The following is a 17,441-nucleotide window of genomic DNA, read 5'->3' on the forward strand; positions in this document are numbered from 1 at the left end:
CCAGGTGAGGGCCTCGGCAAGCCCGACCAGCCCGCTCTCAGCTACCCGCCACCCGCAACTCCCTCCCCGAACCCGCGACCGCCACCGACCCGTCCCGGTCCGTGCGCAGCACCGTCGCTCCCCGGGCGCGCAGTGCCGCGACGGTGCCGGGTGCCGGGTGGCCGTAGGTGTTGTCCTCGCCGCAGCTGATGAGCGCCAGACGTGGGGCGACCCGGCGCAGGAACGCGAAGTCCTGGTGGGCCGAGCCGTGGTGGGCCACCTTCAGCACGTCGACACCCTTCAGCGCCGCTGCCGCCGGGGAGCGGGCCAGCTCCCGCTGGGCCGGGGGCTCCAGGTCGCCGAGCAGGAGCACGCGCAGGCCCGCCGTCCGGACCAGGAGGGTGACGCTGGCGTCGTTGGGGCCGCCCTCCGTGCCCGGTGCGGTGGTGGTCGGTGGGCTCGGCGGGGGCCAGACCACCTGCCAGGACAGCGGGCCGGAGCGGCGCTGTTCTCCGGCGGTGGCGTGCCGCACGGGGATGCCTCGGGAGGCCGCCTGTCTCCGGACGAACCCGGCTTGGTCCGGGGGCTCTTCCAGGGCGGTCGTCTCAATCGCGCCCACCGAGCGGCCCCGCAGCACCCCGGGGAGCCCGGCCACGTGGTCGGCGTGGAAGTGGGTGAGTAGGACGAGGGGGACGCGGGTGATGCCGAGGGAACGCAGGCAGTGGTCGACCAGGGCGGGGTCGGGGCCCGCGTCCACGACCACGGCCGTCCCCTCTCCCGCGGCGAGGACCAGCGCGTCGCCCTGGCCCACGTCGCACATCACCATCCGCCAGCCGGGCGGGGGCCAGCCCCTGATGACCCGGGCCAGCGGGGGCGGTTGCACCACGACGAGGATCAGGAGCAGCGCGCAAGCGCCGCACCACCAGGGATGCCGCAGCAGGCGTCGGCCTGCCAGCAGCACGCCCACCGTGACGAGGGCGAGCAGCGCCGCCCCGGCCCAGCTGCCCTGCCAGTCCACTCCCGCACCGGGCAGCGCGGCCCCGGTCCGCGCGATCCCCGCGATCCACTCCGCCGGCCAGCCTCCGCACCAGGCCAGGCTCTTGGCCAGCGGCATCGCCACCGGCGCCGTCGCCAACGCCGCGAAGCCCAGGACCGTGGCCGGGGCCACCGCGAACTCCGCCAGCAGGTTGCACGGCACCCCCACCAGGCTCACCCGCGCCGACAGCACCGCGACCACCGGCGCGCACAGGGCCTGCGCGGCACCCGCGGCGGCCAGCGCCTCCGCCAGCCGAGGCGGCACCCCGCGCCTTCTCAACGCCGCGCTCCACCGGGGAGCGATTGTGAGCAGTGCGCCCGTGGCGAGCACGGAGAGCAGGAAGCCGTAACTGCGGGCCAGCCACGGGTCGTAGAGCACCAGGAGCAGTACCGCCGTCGCCAGGGCCGGGAGGAGGGATCTGCGGCGTCCGGTGGCCAGGGCGAGCAGGGCGACGGACCCGCAGGCCGCCGCGCGCAGCACGCTCGGGTCCGGCCGACACACGACGACGAAGGCGAGCGCGAGCAGTCCGCCGAGCAGTGCGGTCGTGCGCAGATGCAGGCCGAGGCGGGGCGCCAGGCCTCGGCGCTCGCTGCGCGGGGCCAGGCCCGGCGGGCCCAGGAGCAGCGCGAGCACGATCGTGAAGTTGGCGCCGGACACGGCCAGCGTGTGCGTCAGGTCGGTTTCCTTGAAAGCCTCCTCCAACTCCGGCGTGATGCGTGAGGTGTCGCCGACGACCAGGCCCGGCAGCAACGCCCTCGCGTCCGTCGACAGGTCCTCGGTCGCCTCGCGCAGGCCGGACCGCAGCCGGCCCGCGAGCCGTTGCGCCGTCGAAGGCTTCGACGCCACCTCCGGTGCCTGTCCTCCGGGCCGTACGCGCAGCACCGCGGCGATCCGGTCGCCGCGCGTCCTCGGGGGTGACAGGCGGGCGGTGACGCGGAGCCGGGTGGTCGGCAGCAGGTTCAGCCAGCGGGAGGGTGCGGCGGGCTGCGTGCGGGACCGCTCGCCTTCCCGGCCTTCCCCCTCGTCCCCGCCTTCCCCCTCGTCCCCGCCTTCCCCGCCTTCCTCACCTACGTCCACCAGGACGAGCACCGGCGTCCGGGTCGTCACCGGCGTACCGCCCCTCGCGCTCACCTGTCGCACGTCTGCCTCGATCAGCACGGTGGGCGGCACCGCGCGGTTGCCCCGGACGCGCGGCCGGGTGAGGCGGGGGTCGGCCGTGACCTCCACCTCCGCGGTGACGGTGGCGTAGCGCCGGGCTGCCTCGGGGACGGGCCCGCGGCGCAGGTCCGCGCCGTGCAGCGCGGCCGAGGTGGCGGACGCGGCGACGCAGAGGAGCAGGGCGGCGACCGGGGCACGGAACCGTCCGCGCCGCGACGCCGACAGCAGTGCCCCGGCCAGGAGCAGAGTGACCGTCACCACGCCCACCGCCCAGCCCGTCGGCACGTCCAGCGTCAGCGCCGCCGTCGCCCAGGCCGCGAGGGCGGGTGGGACCAGGCGCAGGTCGGCGGGGCCCTCCTGCCGGGGGTGGGCCGCACCCAGCCGGTGTCCGGAGGCGGCGTGCACGGCGGCGCGCGAGGGCCTGGCAGGGGACTGGTCCGAACCGGCGAGCCCGTCCGGCCGGTCCGCTCCGGTCATGTGCCTGCTCATGGCCGCACGAGATCCCGCAGGTCGGCGAAGCGGCGCTCGCCGATGCCGTTGACCTCGCGCAGTTCGTCGACCGAGCGGAAACCGCCGTGCCGGGTGCGGTAGTCGATGATGTGCTGGGCGAGGACCGGGCCGACGCCCGGGAGGGTGTCGAGCTGGTCGGTGGTCGCCGTGTTGAGGGAGACCGGTGCCGCGGGGGCCGCCCCCGCGGGCCCGCCCGGGGCGGCCCCCGCTCCGGGCGGGGGTGCGGGCGCCCCGACGATCACCTGCTCGCCGTCCACCAGGAAGCGGGCGCGGTTCAGTCCGTCGGTCTTCGCGCCGGGCCGGACACCCCCGGCGGCCCGCAGGGCGTCCGCGACGCGTGAACCGGCCGGGAGGCTGTGGATTCCGGGTTTGCGGACCTTGCCGCCGACGTCCACCACGATCTCGGGCCCGGTCGTGGCCGCTGCCCCGGGCTCGGGCCCGCCGGTCGGGTCGCGGTCCTCGGTCGTCGGCGCCGGCTTCCCGGCTCCGTAGGCCGCCGCCTCCCGCACCACCTCGGGCGCCGCCACCGGCTGGGTGCGGCCGGTCCAGAAGTGCTGGACCGCGAAGACCGCCGCGACGACGAGCAGCACCGAGAGCGCGGCCACACTGCGCCGCTCCAGCCCGCACCGCGTCTGCAACCACAGAGGCATCCGCTCCCGCAGCACCGCCCCGGCCCGCTCTCGCCAGGTCGTCCCGGCGCCACCGGGGAAAGGGACGGCGGAGTCGGGGAGAGGGACGGCGGGGACGGAGGGGGGTACGGCGATGTCGGAGAGGGGTACGGCGGTGCCGGTGCCGGTGCCGGTGCCCGTAGGAGCGTCGGGACCGGGCAACGGCGGTCCCTTCCCCGTCCCGCCGTGCGCCCCCTCGCGTCCCGCATGGCCGAATCCCTCGGCACGCTCGGCGAACAGCGTCTCCGCCCTCCGCCGCAACTCCTCCGGGTCCGCGTGCCGGCGGCCGTGCCGGGCGTGGGAGCGGTGGCGGGCTCGGGAGCGGGAGCCGGGCGCGTGGTGGTGCGCGAGGCGGCCGTCGGAGGCCGGGGCGCGGCCCGGGCCGCTGGTCGCGGAAGCGGTGCGTGAGCGTGATCGAAGAGCCATGCGAGGAGCATCGGGCACCTCGGCACCACCGCGATGATCATGCTCAATTTCCGGGGACCACCCGCGGGTTGTGGAAAACTCGGGCCCCCTCACGGGTGACGCGGCAGCGCCCGCCGTACCCGCCCACCCCGCCCCAGCGCCGCCCGGCTCACGCTCACCGCGACGAGACCACGACCCCCAACAGCCCCGGCCCCGTGTGCGCGCCGATCACCGCACCGACCTCGCTCACGTGCAGCTCGGCCAGCCCGGGCACCCGCTCCCGCAGGCGGTCCGCCAGGGCCGACGCCCGGTCCGGGGCGGCGAGATGGTGGACGGCGATGTCGACGGGCGCGCCGCCCGCCCGGTCGGCGGCGATCTCCTCCAGCCGGGCGATGGCCTTGGACGCCGTCCGGACCTTCTCCAGGGGTTCGATGCGCCCGCCCTCCAGCCGCAGCAGGGGTTTCACGGCGAGGGCGGAGCCGAACAGCGCCTGGGCCGCCCCGATCCGGCCGCCGCGGCGCAGATAGTCGAGGGTGTCGACGTAGAAGTAGGCGGAGGTGCCCGCGGCGCGCTTCTCCGCGGCCGTGACGGCCTCGTCCACCGTGCCGCCCGCCTCGGCGGTCTCCGCGGCGGCGAGCGCGCAGAACCCGAGGGCCATCGCGATCATCCCGGTGTCCACGACGCGGACCGGGACGGTCGCCTCACGCGCCGCGACGACGGCCGCGTCGTGGGTGCCGGAGAGTTCGGCGGACAGGTGCAGGGAGACGATGCCGTCGGCGCCGGACTCGGCGATCCTGCGGTAGGTCTCGGCGAAGAGCTCGGGGCCGGGCCGGGAGGTGGTGACCGGCCGCCGTTTCTGAAGCGCCTGGGCCAGGGAGCGGGTCGAGATCTCGGTGCCCTCCTCCAGGGCCCGGTCGCCCAGGACGACGGTCAGGGGTACCGCGGTGATGCCGTGCCGCTCCATCGCCCGGGCCGGGAGGTAGGCCGTTGAATCCGTGACGATAGCGACATGGCGGGACATGAGCTGGAGGTTACCTGGCGTAGTGCCCGTGCGGCAGTCCGGCCCCGGCGACCGGTCGTTCACAGGGGCGCGACCGGCCGGCCGGGCCGGTCAGGTCGTGCTCTCCGGGCGGGCCTTCTTCTGCCAGGGGTACACGGGGCTCGCGGCGGGCGGGGTGATGGCGGGGCGGGCGGGGCTTCCCTCCGCGGGCTCCTGTGCCGGGGAGTCCGGCCAGGTCTGCCGGGCGGACGCGGCGTCGGCGGGCGGGGCCTCGGGCCAGGACGGTGGCGCGGCGGGCGCTCCCTCCCCCAGGCCGGTCCCGGCCGCCTCCGCCTGCGTCCTGGTCTCCGTCCAGTGCCGCAGGGCACCCGCCTCCACGTCGATCTGTGCGCTCAGCGAGTCCAGGTCGTCGTCCGAGAAGTGGCGGGCGCGGTCGCGGGCCGCCCAGCGCAGGGCGTCGGCCGACTGCGTGATGCGTTCGGTGCGCTCGCGCAGTCCGGGCAGGCGCGCGGCGAGGGTGGCGCGGTCCGGCTCGGACTCCAGGCGCCGCAGCTCGCCGTCCAGCTCGGAGCCGTGGGCGCTGAGCCGCTCGAAGAGGGCGAGGGACTCCTTGAGGGATTCGTCCTCGGCCACGCGTGCGTGCAGTGCGTCCTGCGTGGCCCGCATGGAGGTGCGCAGCGTCAGCCGCAGCTGTGCCAGCTCGGCCGCCGGGCCCACCTGGACCAGGGATTTGGCCCGCAGGGTGTGGTCCTCGACCGTGCGGCGTGCCTGGGAGATGCCGCGGTCCACGGTGCGCTTGGCGGCGCCGACGGCCTTCACCGTGGCGTAGACGCCCAGCACGACGGCGAGCAGGAAGAGCAGGGCGAAGACGGTGAGCGCTGCTTCCACTGGGCTCCTCCTCCGAGCGTCCGGCCCGCGGGCCGGCCGGCCACGGCGCGACACCCGTCGTGCCGCTCTTCCACGGTAAACGCAACGGGCAGGCCCAGGGTTCCGCAAGAACCCCGAACCTGCCCGTACCCGACCCGTAGGGGACGCCCGAGGCGCCCCGGTCACCGCCTACGCCGGGACGATGTTCACCAGCTTCGGTGCCCGCACGATCACCTTGCGGATCCCGGCCCCGCCCAGCGCGGCCACGACCTTCTCGTCGGCCAGCGCGGCCTTCTCCAGGTCGTCCTCGGAGATGGAGGGGGCGACCTCCAGCCGTGCCTTGACCTTGCCCTTGATCTGGACGACGCAGGTCACGGTCTCGTCGACGACGTAGGCCGGGTCGGCGACCGGGAAGTCCTCGTGGACGACGGAGGACTCGTGCCCCAGCTTGCGCCACAGCTCCTCGGCGACGTGCGGGGCCAGCGGCGCGACCAGCAGCACCAGTCGCTCGGCGACCGACCGCGGGACCGGGCCGCCCGCCCGTCGCCCGCCACCACCCTCGACCGAGGGGCCTGCGGCCCCGCCCCCGAACGCCTTGGTCAGGTGGTTGTTCAGCTCGGTGACCTTGGCGATGGCGGTGTTGAACCGCATGCCTTCCAGGTCCTGCCGTACGCCGTCGACGGCCTTGTGCAGGGCGCGCAGGGTGCCGGCGTCGATGTCGCTCTCCGCGACGTCCGCCACGGACAGCTCCCCGGTGTCCTCGTCGACCACGTTGCGCCACAGCCGCTGCAGCAGCCGGAACTGGCCGACCACCGCGCGGGTGTCCCACGGCCGGGACACGTCCAGCGGGCCCATCGCCATCTCGTACAGGCGCAGCGTGTCGGCGCCGTACTCGGCGCAGATCTCGTCGGGGGTGACCGCGTTCTTCAGGGACTTGCCCATCTTGCCCAGCAGCCGGGAGACCTTCTCGCCCTGGTAGTAGTAGGCGCCGTCGCGCTCCTCCACCTCGGCGGCCGGTACGGCGATGCCGCGGCTGTCCCGGTAGACGTAGGCCTGGATCATGCCCTGGTTGAACAGCTTGTGGAACGGCTCGGCCGAGGAGACGTACCCCAGGTCGAACAGCACCTTGGACCAGAAGCGCGCGTACAGCAGGTGCAGTACGGCGTGCTCGGCGCCGCCGACGTACAGGTCGACGCCGCCGTGCGGCAGGCCCTCGCGCGGGCCCATCCAGTACCGCTCGATCTCGGGGTCGACCAGCTGCTCGCTGTTGTGCGGGTCCAGGTAGCGCAGCTCGTACCAGCAGGAGCCGGCCCAGTTGGGCATCGTGTTGGTCTCGCGGCGGTACTTCTTCGGCCCGTCGCCCAGGTCCAGGGTGACGTTGACCCAGTCCTCGTTGCGCGACAGCGGGGTCTCGGGCTTGGTGTCGGCGTCGTCCGGGTCGAAGGTGCGCGGGGAGTAGTCCTCGACCTCGGGCAGCTCCAGCGGCAGCATCGAGGCGGGCAGGGGGTGGGCGATGCCGTCCTCGTCGTAGACGATCGGGAAGGGCTCGCCCCAGTAGCGCTGGCGGCTGAACAGCCAGTCGCGCAGGCGGAAGTTGACGGTGCCCGCACCGGCGCCGGTGCGCTCCAGCCACTCGGTGATGCGCTCCTTGGCCTCGACGACGGGCAGGCCGTCCAGGGTGACGCCGTCGCCGGAGGAGCCGGTGCCGGACGCGTCGGTGCTGGACGAGTTCATGATCTTCGCGTCGTAGGAGGAGAAGGCGTCCTCCCACGTCGAGGTGTCCGTGCCGCGGTCGTCGGTCGGCTCCACGATGCAGCGGATCGGCAGCTCGAAGGCGCGGGCGAACTCGAAGTCGCGCTGGTCGCCCGCCGGGACGGCCATGATCGCGCCGGTGCCGTAGCCCATCAGCACGTAGTCGGCGATGAAGACCGGGACCTGCTCGCCGTTGACGGGGTTGGTGGCGTACGCGCCGATGAAGACGCCGGTCTTGTCCTTGGCCTCGGCCTGCCGCTCGACGTCGGACTTCGAGGCGGCCTGCGCGCGGTAGGCGGCGACGGCCTCGGTCGGGGTGGCGTGGCCGCCGGTCCACGCGTCGCGGGTGCCCTCGGGCCAGGCGGCCGGGGTGAACTTCTCGACCAGCGGGTGCTCGGGCGCCAGCACCATGTAGGTCGCGCCGAACAGGGTGTCGGGGCGGGTGGTGAAGACGGTGATGCGCTCGCCGTCCACGGGGAAGTCGACGCGGGCGCCCTCGGAGCGGCCGATCCAGTTGCGCTGCTGCAGCTTGATGGCCTCGGGCCAGTCCAGCTGGTCCAGGTCGTCCAGCAGCCGGTCGGCGTAGGCGGTGATGCGCATGTTCCACTGGCGCAGCTTGGACTTGAAGACGGGGAAGTTGCCGCGCTCGGAGCGGCCGTCGGCGGTGACCTCCTCGTTGGCCAGCACGGTGCCCAGCCCGGGGCACCAGTTGACCGGCGCGTCGGAGGCGTAGGCCAGGCGGAAGCCGCCCAGGACGTCGGCGCGCTCGGCCTCGTCCAGGCTGCTCCACGCGCGCCCGGGGTGCCCCGGGACGGCCCGTTCACCGGAGGCGAACTGCGCGACCAGCTCGGCGATGGGGCGGGCCTTCTTCGCCTCGTCGTCGTACCAGGAATTGAAGATCTGCAGGAAGATCCACTGGGTCCACTTGTAGTACTCGGGGTCGATCGTGGCGAACGACCGGCGCCTGTCGTGGCCCAGGCCCAGCCGGCGCAGCTGGGACTTCATGTTCTCCATGTTGGCTTCGGTGGACACGCGCGGGTGCGTGCCGGTCTGCACGGCGTACTGCTCGGCGGGCAGGCCGAAGGCGTCGAAGCCCAGGGTGTGCAGGACGTTGTGACCGGTCATCCGCTGGAAGCGGGCGAAGACGTCGGTCGCGATGTACCCCAGGGGGTGGCCGACGTGCAGGCCCGCACCGGACGGGTACGGGAACATGTCCATGATGAACTTCTTGGGCTTGGCGACCAGCTCCGGGTCGCCCGCCAGGTCACCCTTGGGGTTCGGCGCGGCGTACGTCCCCTCGGCGTCCCAGAAGTCCTGCCAGCGTGCCTCGATCTCGGCGGCCATCGCAGCCGTGTAGCGGTGCGGCGCGGCGTCCGCCGACACAGGGGCACTCGCCGCGGGGTTCGTCTCGCTCATGATCCTCAAAGCTCCATCGATCGTCTCTGCCAGCGGCTGCGACCTTCAAGACCAGCGGCTGCGATTGCCGGGAAATGAAAAATCCCCTCGCACAGGAGGGGACGCCGCGCCGATTCCGGCCACCGGACTACGACCGGGGTCGGGACTGATCAGCGCGGCTCGCTAAGCAGAAGGCGTACGGCACGCATGGCGTCAGGGTACCGCAGTCACCGATCGGGCCGCGACGGGCTTCCGTGCCACGTGCCACCGACCGGAATCCGGGGCCCGGCATCCGGAAACCGGTGGCGAATCTGAACCATGGTCAAAGGTTACTTCGCGTAACGACTGCTAAGGGACACCAGCACGAGCGCGCTGTCATTTGATAACAACGCAATAACTCAAACCTCCTACCCACGGGTATGGCGCCACTTAGAGTGCGGCAGCGGGACCGCTTTCCCGAACCGCTCCGGAGTTGCCCCCATGAACCCTCCCCCGATCCACCCTCGCGACACCAGCTCGCCGCCCTCCCTCACGTCCCTGACGTGGGGAGGTCCGTCGTCATGACGAACGACAGCACGGTGGACGACACCTTCGCCCAGTTCCTGGACTTCGGCGCCGGCGTCCTCTCCCTCGTCTTCCTCAGCTGCTCGGTGATCTGGGGCCTGCTCGCCCAGGACCGGATCGTCCTCGACACCCGGCAGCGGATCCTGGCCCAGGCGGTGCACCGGACCACCGCGGTCGCCTCGGTCGTCTTCCTGCTGGTGCACATCGTGGTCAAGCTGGTCCTGGATCACACCACCTGGGTCGCCGCGGTCCTCCCGTTCGGGCTCCTGGCCACCGAGGACGAGGCGTTCGGCGGCCGGGCCGTCCTCATCGGCTTCGGCACCCTGGCCAGCATGCTCATGATCTTCGTGGGCGTCACCGGAGCCCTGCGCAACCGCTTCGCCTCCCCGGCCCCCGTGGCGGCCCGCTGGCGGGCCATGCACATGCTGGCCTACCCGGCGTGGTGCCTGGCCCTGCTGCACGGGCTCTACGCGGGTCGCTCGGCGAAGCCGGTCTTCGTGGTCCTGTACGCCCTGTCCGTGGTCGGCGTCATGGCGGCCCTGGCGCTGCGCGCGGCGCCCCGCCCGGTCAAGCGCGAGGTCGCCGACCGGATCGCCGGCCTCCTCGGGACCGGGGAGCGGCCCGACCGCGAGGAACGCGGGGAGGAGGCGGAGAGCCGGCCGAGGGACGCCGCCGCGCTGCCGGGCTACGAGCACGCCGGGGCGTCGCCCTCGCGCGGCACGTCCCCGTCCGCCCCGCTGTACGAACCCGCGGAGCGCCTCGCCGCGCCGGAGCCCGCGAGCGGCTTCGCGGCGGCCTACCGTGCCGTGTCCTACCCCTCGGGCGCCGGCCGGCCACCGCTGACGGCCGACCCGGCCGCGTCCGCCCGGCCGCCGGCCGACCCGTGGCCCACCGGGGCGATGCCGGTCGTGGACGGCGGCGGCAGCACCTCGGGCAGCTGGCCCATACCGTCGCCGCCCCCGGTCGGCGAGGCACCCCCGTCGGCCTACGACCCGCTCAACGACACCGGACACACCATCCCCGTCTACGGCGCCACGGACGCGGTGGACCACTCCGCGGCCTACTCCGCGCGGTACTCCGCGCCCCCCGCCTCGGGCTACGGCTCGAGTGACGTGTACGACACCCGTGAGACGAACGCGGTCTACGACACGTACTACCCCAGCGACACGTACAACAGCGGTCCCGCCCCTGAACCAACCCCCGGTGCGCCGTCGCCGTCCCACGACTTCGACGCACCGGGTTCCGGTGAACCTTGGAACACGCCTTCCGGAGGCTTGAATTGAACGAGGCCCTGCCCGACGTCCCGGAGGTCCGCGTCGTCGGGCTTCCCCAGCTCACGTCGGGCTTCGACCTTGTCGAGCGGCTTGATCTGCCGATGCACCTCAAGGTGCACGGCCCGCTCGAACCGATGGGCGGGGAGCAGCTCGCGCAGCTCTCCGAACGCATCGGCCTGAAGGGCCGCGGCGGCGCGGGCTTCCCCTTCCACAAGAAGCTGCGCTCGGTCGCCGAGGCGGCGATCAAGCGCGGCGTGCGGCCGGTCGTGGTCGTCAACGGCAGCGAGGACGAACCGGCCTGCCGCAAGGACACGGTCCTGATCAACCGTGCCCCGCACCTGATCCTGGACGGCGCGCTGCTGTGCGCCGAGGCGATGGGCGCCCGCACGCTCGTCATCGGGGTCACCCGCGAGTCCACGCAGCGCTCCATGGAGGCCGCCCTCGCCGAGCGGGGGCTGAGCAACGGCCGCCGGTCCGCCCTCCGCGCGCGCGTGCAGCGCAATCCGGTGCGCATGGTCACCGGTGCGGCGGCCTCGCTGATCCGCTCCATCGACGGCGGCCCGGCGATCCCGCCCGGCCGCAAGGTGAGCGCGTCCAGGAGCGGCGTGGGCGGCGCGCCGACCCTGCTGTCCAACGCCGAGACCTTCGCCCAGCTGGCGATCGCCGCCCGCATCGGCCCGGAGCGCTACGGCAACACCGGCCTGTACGACGAGCCGGGCACCGTGATGCTCACGGTCTCCGGCGCGGTGGCCCGCCCGATGGTGATCGAGGTGCCGACGGGCGTGCCGCTGCGCTACGTCCTCCAGCTGGCCGGCGCTCCGCCGGTGCCGCAGGGCGTGCTGACCGGCGGCTACCACGGCAAGTGGATCGACGCGGCGACCGTGGACGAGGCGATCGTCTCCCGCAACTCCCTGCAGCAGGTGGGCGGCTCGCTCGGCGCGGGCGCGATCCTGCCGATCGGTCAGGACACCTGCCCGCTCGGCGAGTCGCTGCGGGTGGCGCAGTGGCTGGCCGAGGAGAGCGCCGGCCAGTGCGGCCCCTGCTACCTGGGCCTGCCGGCCGCCGCGCGGGGACTGGAGGACATCCTGAACGGCGGCGGTCCGGCCGCCCTGGAGGCGGTCAAGCAGGTCGCGAGGAACGTGAAGCGGCGCGGTGCCTGCTCGCACCCGGACGGCTCGGCGATGTTCCTGGAGTCGACCGTCAAGGCGTTCACGGACGACCTGGCCGCCCATGTCCTCGGCAACGGCTGCGGTCGGCCCGTGGAGGGTGTCCTGCCGCTCTTCGAGGGGGGCAGGGCCCCGACGGGCGTCCCCGGCGGCGGGGAGGAGAACGGCCCGAGCCGCCAGAAGATCTTCGTGGACTGGACGCTGTGCCGCGGGCACGGGCTGTGCGCGGACATCCTCCCGGAGGTCTTCCAGCTCGGCGCCGACGGCTTCCCTACCGTCGCGCAGGCCGAGGTGCCGCGTTTCGCGGAGGCCAAGGCGGTGCGTGCGGTGCGTCGCTGCCCGGCGCTGGCGCTGCGGATCGAGGAGGACACCCGCGGGCAGGCGCCGTCCTCGCGCACCAACCTGCCGGTACTGTCCCAGGGCCGGGGCCGCCGGGCGCTCGGCCGCTGACACACGATGAAACCCCCCGGATCAGTGATCCGGGGGGTTTCATCGAACTGTGGAGCTAAGGAGAATTGAACTCCTGACCTCCTGCATGCCATGCAGGCGCTCTACCAACTGAGCTATAGCCCCTTGCCTTTCGTCCGCCCGGTCTCCCCGGCGGCGACGCCAACATTACACGGTCCACCGGGGCGAACACCAAATCGTTTCCGTTCCGTCCGGTTCGCCCTATGCCGTCACGAACGAGTAGAACCGCTTGAGGGTGCAGTGCTCCTCCAGCAGCCGGCCGTAGATCGGCTCGCCCTCGAGTTCGCGGTACGTCTCGATGGGGTCGCCTTTTATGATCAGTGCCCGCGCGCATTCCTCGCACCAGTACTGGTAGTCGGGGTTGACCGGCTCCATGTCGCGCACGATGGGCGTGCCGCTGCCACACCAGTCGCACTTCCGCCTGTGTGCACCCATCGATCAGCTCCAGCTGTGGCCGCAGGCCGTGCACACGTAAGAGATTCCGCCGTTGTCGCCGAGGACCTGGGCCACGTGCCCGGAACCGCAGGAGGGGCAGCTGAGGCGGGTGACCGTGTTCCTTGCCATCGCTCCGCCGAGGAGGTGACCGACCTCCTCGAGGATGCTCCCAGGCATCGCCACTCCCTCCCGTCGGGCTGCGGTCCCCTTCCGGCCGTTTGATTCTGCCACGGCCGGGCCGACCCGGTCAGCGACGCCTCAGTACCGGTCCGGACACGGAGTCCCACCGACGTATACGCCTGTGGGACGCGTGTTGCTCAAGCGGGCGGAGACGAAAAAACCCGCCCCCCGAAGGGGACGGGATTCGTCCGTGGGTTGTGGAGCTAAGGAGAATTGAACTCCTGACCTCCTGCATGCCATGCAGGCGCTCTACCAACTGAGCTATAGCCCCTGGTGCCACGCGACCCGAGTCGCATGGTCCTGCTCTTCGTCCGCTCCGCCCGGCGGGGCGAACAAGAAGAACTTTAGCCTGCGACCTGCCGGAAAGTGAAATCGCCGTTCAGACGTCGTCGCCGATCACCGGTTCCGGCAGCGTGCCGGCGTTGTGCTCCAGCAGGCGCCAGCCGCGGGCGCCCTCGCCCAGCACGGACCAGCAGCAGTTGGTCAGGCCGCCGAGGCTCTCCCAGCTGTGCGGTTCCAGGCCGAGCAGGCGCCCGATGGTGGTGCGGATCGTGCCGCCGTGGCTGACCACGACGAGGGTGCCGTCCTCGGGGAGCTTCTCGGCGTGCCGGAGCACCACGGGGGCGGCGCGGTCGGCGACCTCGGTCTCCAGCTCGCCGCCGCCGCGGCGCACGGGCTCGCCGCGCTTCCAGGCCGTGTACTCGTCGCCGTACCTGGCGATGATCTCCTCGTGGGTCAGCCCCTGCCAGACGCCCGCGTAGGTCTCCCGCAGGCCCTCCTCCAGGGTCACCTCCAGGCCGGTGACCACGGACAGCTCGGCGGCCGTGTCCGCGGCGCGCGCGAGGTCGGAGGCGACGATCGCGTCGGGCCTCAGGTGCAGGAGCAGCCCGGCCGCACGGCGGGCCTGGTGCACGCCGGTCTCGGTCAGCTCGACGTCCGTGCTGCCCTGGAAGCGGCGCTCCACGTTCCACGCGGTCTGGCCGTGCCGCCACAGGATCACCCGGCGGCCGCGGCCCGGCCTGCCCGCCGTCACCTCGCCGGTGGCGCTCATCGCCAGTCCTCGTCGGTGCGCGTCGCCTCCTCGGCGGCCTGGAGCTTCGCGTGCTCCTCCGCCTTGCCGCGGGTCTCCTTCGCGTCGGCGGGAAGCTCCAGCTCGGGGCAGTCCTTCCACAGCCGCTCCAGGGCGTAGAAGACGCGCTCCTCGCTGTGCTGGACGTGGACGACGATGTCGACGTAGTCGAGCAGGACCCAGCGGGCCTCGCGGTCGCCCTCGCGGCGCACCGGCTTGGCGCCGAGCTCCTTGCTCAGCCGCTCCTCGATCTCGTCGACGATCGACTTGACCTGGCGGTCGTTGGGCGCGGAGGCCAGCAGGAAGGCGTCCGTGATCGACAGCACGTCGCTGACGTCGTAGGCGATGATGTCGTGCGCGAGCTTGTCGGCCGCCGCCTGGGCGGCGGCGTTGATGAGTTCGATGGAGCGGTCGGTCGCGGTCACTGCCTGGCTTTCGGGTCGGCGGTCGGTTGACCTCAAGGGTCTCACGACCGCCGACACGGGCCCACGTGGAATTCCTCCACCCCTACGACGCCGGTTTGTAGTCCTGGCCGAGCACCACCGATACCCGTGCGTTCGCTGAGACCTGCCCCTGGGAGACGGAGTCGGTGGGCAGGCCCAGGGTCTTGGCGACCTGGACGGCGTTCTCCTTGTCGGCGGCCTCCGCGTAGACGACCTCCGAGGTGGCCTCGGTGCCGGACGCGGTGCCGCCGGACACGAAGGTGAAGCCGCCGTTGAGGAGGACGACGCGGGCCTTTCCGGTGCGGTCCTCCTCGCCGGTGGCGTTGCGGACGGAGACGCTGACGGCCGCGTCCTTGTCGGGGCTCTTGGCGGTGCCGCCGAGGACGTCCTTGACGACGCTGTCACTGGCCTCGGCACTGAGCCCGCCGCCGTCCTGGACGGGCAGCAGCGCGGTTTTGAAGTCGCCACCCTTGGCGCGGTCGGAGAGCCCGGCGAGAAACGTGCCGAGGTCCTTCTCGGTCAGCGGCGGGTCGAGGATCATGCCCAGGGTCTGGACGGTGGTCGTCGCGGCCTGCGGGTCGGAGGACAGCTTGCGCAGCACCCCCTGCATGACCTGCCCGAACCGCTGCAGCTGGGCGTTCGCCTCCTCGCCCTTGGCGCTGTAGGTGGCGTAGGCGACGGCCATCTTGCCGCTGAGGGTCTGGCCCTCGCCCTTGTGCACGAGCGGGGCCGCGCTCTTGTCCTTGGACTCCGGGTCGGGGACGTCGGCGTCGGTGTCGACGTCGATGTTGCCGACCAGGTCGACGAGGATCTGGAGGTAGGGCGTGTCCAGCCGCCAGGTGCCCTCGATGTCGGTGCCGAGGGCGGAGTCGAGGGCGGTGCGGGTGGCGTCGGGGCCCGCGTCGCCGACGGACTTGGCGAGCGTGGTGGTGCTGCCGTCGTCGCCGGTCAGGGCGAGCGCGTTGGGCACCAGTACGGCGGTCCCCTGCTTGGTGGTGGTGTTGTTCACGAGCAGCGCGGTGGAGGTGCCGCCGCCCTTGGTGTCGTGCAGGTGGACGGCGATCACGTCGCGCTTCTGCGCGCCGGCCGTCGTGGTGCCGCCGGTCTTGTCGTCGGAGGAGGACAGGCCGGGCAGCTTCCCGGTGTACCAGAGGTAGCCGACGCCGCCGACCGCGACCAGCGCCAGGACGACGACCAGGGCGACGATGCGCGAGCGGGCGCGCCGACGGGCCTCCTCGCGGCGTTCGGTGCGGTTCTCCGTGAACTTCATCCAGTCGATGACGTCCTCGGAGTCGCCGGCCGGCTCCTCGACGAAGGCGAACTGCTCGGTGCGGTAGTCCCCGCCGGGTCCGGCCGCCTCGGCGGGGTCCGTGCGCTCCCGCTCCCCGGCCGGGCCCGCCTGCTGCGGGATGTGGGCGGTCTGCTCGGCGACCCGGGGCTGCGGGCCGCTGGTCGCGGCCCGGCCGTACGGGTCGTACTGCGGCTGGACCGGCTGCTGACCGGTGTCGTAGCCGCCCTGGGAGCCGTAGGGGTCATAGGGCTGCTGGACGGGCTGCTGGACGGGCTGGCGGCTGCCGGTGGCGTACGGGTCGTAGCCGTAGCCCTGCTGCCCGTACTGCTGGTGCCCGTACTGCTGCCCCTGCTGTCCGTACTGCTGCCCCTGCTGCTGCGCGTACGGGTCGTACTGCTGCTGCTGTTGGCCGGGCTGGGCGTGGCCCTGGGCCTGCCCCTGGGCCTGGCGGTACACGGGGCGGCCGTACTCGTCGTAGCCGACGAGTTCGTACTGGTCGTCGCCGTGTCCCGCGTCGTATCCGTCGTTCACCGGTGCCCCTCTCGGCTCACTCGCCGCGGTACAGGTGGCGTTTGTCGATGTAGCGCACGACTCCGTCGGGCACCAGGTACCAGACGGGATCGCCCTTGGCGACTCTCGCACGGCAGTCCGTGGAGGAGATGGCGAGGGCGGGGACCTCGACGAGCGAGACACCGCCCTTGGGGAGTCCGGCGTCCGTGAGGGTGTGGCCGGGCCGGGTGACGCCGATGAAGTGGGCGAGGGAGAACAGCTCCTCGCTGTCGCGCCAGGTGAGGATCTGGGCGAGGGCGTCGGCCCCGGTGATGAAGAACAGGTCCGCGTCCGGGTTGAGGGCGCGCAGGTCGCGCAGGGTGTCGACGGTGTAGGTGGGGCCACCGCGGTCGATGTCGATGCGGCTGACGGAGAACTGCGGGTTCTCGACGGTCGCGACGACCGTCATCAGGTACCGGTCCTCGGCCGCGGAGACCGCGCGGTGGCTCTTCTGCCACGGCTGCCCGGTCGGCACGAACACCACCTCGTCGAGCTGGAACTGCGCGGCGACCTCGCTGGCGGCCACCAGGTGGCCGTGGTGGATCGGGTCGAAGGTGCCGCCCATGACGCCCAGGCGTCGCTTGCCCGCCGACGGACCGTTGACCGGGCCCTGGACCGGGCCGGTGGCGCGGGCGGGCACCGCGTTCTGCGTGCCGCGCGCCGGCGCGTGCGCCGGGCCGGTAGGCGTGTCGTGCTCTCCCATGCGAGCAGACCCTACCGGCCCGCCCGGAGTGACCCGGTCGCGCCCACGGAGCCGCGGGCTCAGCGGTCGCGGTTGAACCGGGTGGTGATCCACAGCAGGAGCAGCAGGATGACGAACGCGCCGATGCCGGTGACGTAGGGGCTGAGGCTCTCGTGGTTGCCGCCGTGCTCCTCGCCGCCCTCGGCGGCGAGGGTGACGAACTGGGCGGCGCTGAGGGGAAGGCTCATCTTCGGCAGGACCTATCCGGTGTGGGCGGGACAAGACGTCCGCTCATCGTATGCGGGCGCGCGAGGACCGGGGCGACCGGGGAACCTTCGGATCTCCTCAGTCGTCCTTCTGCTTGTACCCCCGCAGCAGGAACCACGCGGTCAGCACACAGCCCACCACCATGACGATCAGGACGATCCGGAGCAGATTCCCCGGCCCCTGCTGCTCGGCGGCGGTCGCGGCCCCGGCGAGCCAGTCGGCGTGGGGGATGTGCTGCATGGCGTGGACTCCTTCGACGTACTGCCCGTCCACGGTATCTCCG

General features: G+C 72.9%; 15 protein-coding genes and 2 tRNA genes. 2 read left to right on the top strand and 15 right to left on the bottom strand.

Annotated features, from left to right (window positions below; genetic code table 11):
* Positions 1-37 precede the first annotated feature (37 nt).
* The 5 genes from C4J65_RS09745 to leuS all read right to left on the bottom strand — a co-directional run bounded on the left by C4J65_RS09745 (position 38) and on the right by leuS (position 8,791).
* On the bottom strand, positions 38-2,662 hold the full coding sequence (locus C4J65_RS09745; protein WP_115742058.1) for a ComEC/Rec2 family competence protein: 2,625 nt from the start codon (positions 2,660-2,662) through the stop codon (positions 38-40).
* Positions 2,659-3,777: a ComEA family DNA-binding protein gene (locus C4J65_RS09750; RefSeq protein ID WP_115742059.1), complete on the bottom strand. Its 1,119-nt coding sequence runs from the start codon at positions 3,775-3,777 to the stop codon at positions 2,659-2,661. The genes C4J65_RS09745 and C4J65_RS09750 overlap by 4 nt, the downstream gene beginning before the upstream one ends.
* A 154-nt stretch (positions 3,778-3,931) precedes the next feature.
* Positions 3,932-4,777: a DegV family protein gene (locus C4J65_RS09755; RefSeq protein WP_115742060.1), complete on the bottom strand. Its 846-nt coding sequence runs from the start codon at positions 4,775-4,777 to the stop codon at positions 3,932-3,934.
* A gap of 90 nt (positions 4,778-4,867) precedes the next feature.
* On the bottom strand, positions 4,868-5,644 hold the full coding sequence (locus C4J65_RS09760) for a hypothetical protein (protein WP_115742061.1): 777 nt from the start codon (positions 5,642-5,644) through the stop codon (positions 4,868-4,870).
* A 168-nt stretch (positions 5,645-5,812) separates the two neighbouring features.
* A complete protein-coding gene (gene leuS / locus C4J65_RS09765) occupies positions 5,813-8,791 on the bottom strand; it encodes a leucine--tRNA ligase (RefSeq protein ID WP_115742062.1) in 2,979 nt (992 codons plus the stop codon).
* 539 nt (positions 8,792-9,330) lie between these two features.
* On the opposite strand from leuS, the gene C4J65_RS09770 reads away from it, so the two are divergent.
* Both C4J65_RS09770 and C4J65_RS09775 read left to right on the top strand, forming a co-directional pair.
* Complete coding sequence (locus C4J65_RS09770) at positions 9,331-10,617, top strand: ferric reductase-like transmembrane domain-containing protein (RefSeq protein WP_115742063.1); 1,287 nt, start codon at positions 9,331-9,333, stop codon at positions 10,615-10,617.
* Positions 10,614-12,224 carry an NADH-quinone oxidoreductase subunit NuoF family protein gene (locus tag C4J65_RS09775; RefSeq protein ID WP_162833105.1) on the top strand — a complete coding sequence of 537 codons (1,611 nt, stop codon included), beginning with the start codon at positions 10,614-10,616 and terminating at the stop codon, positions 12,222-12,224. Before C4J65_RS09770 ends, C4J65_RS09775 begins: the two co-directional genes overlap by 4 nt.
* A 50-nt stretch (positions 12,225-12,274) precedes the next feature.
* Here the strand turns inward: C4J65_RS09775 and C4J65_RS09780 are convergent.
* The 10 genes from C4J65_RS09780 to C4J65_RS36320 all read right to left on the bottom strand — a co-directional run bounded on the left by C4J65_RS09780 (position 12,275) and on the right by C4J65_RS36320 (position 17,398).
* Positions 12,275-12,347, bottom strand: a tRNA-Ala gene (locus C4J65_RS09780).
* Positions 12,348-12,443: 96 nt separating this feature from the next.
* The gene (locus tag C4J65_RS09785; RefSeq protein ID WP_003976229.1) at positions 12,444-12,677 is read right to left on the bottom strand and encodes a hypothetical protein; all 234 of its coding nucleotides are present in this window, start codon (positions 12,675-12,677) and stop codon (positions 12,444-12,446) included.
* A 3-nt stretch (positions 12,678-12,680) separates the two neighbouring features.
* A complete protein-coding gene (locus C4J65_RS36310) occupies positions 12,681-12,854 on the bottom strand; it encodes a hypothetical protein (RefSeq protein ID WP_016326196.1) in 174 nt (57 codons plus the stop codon).
* A gap of 201 nt (positions 12,855-13,055) precedes the next feature.
* Positions 13,056-13,128, bottom strand: a tRNA-Ala gene (locus tag C4J65_RS09795).
* Between the two features lie 108 nt (positions 13,129-13,236).
* Positions 13,237-13,908, bottom strand: coding sequence for a histidine phosphatase family protein (locus C4J65_RS09800; RefSeq protein WP_115742064.1), 672 nt, complete (start codon positions 13,906-13,908; stop codon positions 13,237-13,239).
* The gene (gene rsfS, locus C4J65_RS09805; RefSeq protein ID WP_030186907.1) at positions 13,905-14,351 is read right to left on the bottom strand and encodes a ribosome silencing factor; all 447 of its coding nucleotides are present in this window, start codon (positions 14,349-14,351) and stop codon (positions 13,905-13,907) included. The genes C4J65_RS09800 and rsfS overlap by 4 nt, the downstream gene beginning before the upstream one ends.
* Before the next feature lie 82 nt (positions 14,352-14,433).
* Entirely contained in the window at positions 14,434-16,191 is a 1,758-nt protein-coding gene (gene pdtA, locus C4J65_RS09810; protein WP_115742065.1) for a polydiglycosylphosphate transferase PdtA, read from the bottom strand.
* A 16-nt stretch (positions 16,192-16,207) separates the two neighbouring features.
* Positions 16,208-16,912 carry a nicotinate-nucleotide adenylyltransferase gene (gene nadD / locus C4J65_RS09815; RefSeq protein WP_115742066.1) on the bottom strand — a complete coding sequence of 235 codons (705 nt, stop codon included), beginning with the start codon at positions 16,910-16,912 and terminating at the stop codon, positions 16,208-16,210.
* Between the two features lie 59 nt (positions 16,913-16,971).
* Positions 16,972-17,139, bottom strand: a complete 168-nt coding sequence (locus C4J65_RS36315; RefSeq protein WP_003976223.1) for a hypothetical protein — start codon at positions 17,137-17,139, stop codon at positions 16,972-16,974.
* Positions 17,140-17,236: 97 nt separating this feature from the next.
* A complete protein-coding gene (locus C4J65_RS36320) occupies positions 17,237-17,398 on the bottom strand; it encodes a hypothetical protein (protein ID WP_205350983.1) in 162 nt (53 codons plus the stop codon).
* Positions 17,399-17,441 lie beyond the last annotated feature (43 nt).

Origin of the sequence: Streptomyces sp. CB09001, from assembly GCF_003369795.1 — a bacterium.
Taxonomy (GTDB): Bacteria; Actinomycetota; Actinomycetes; order Streptomycetales; family Streptomycetaceae; genus Streptomyces.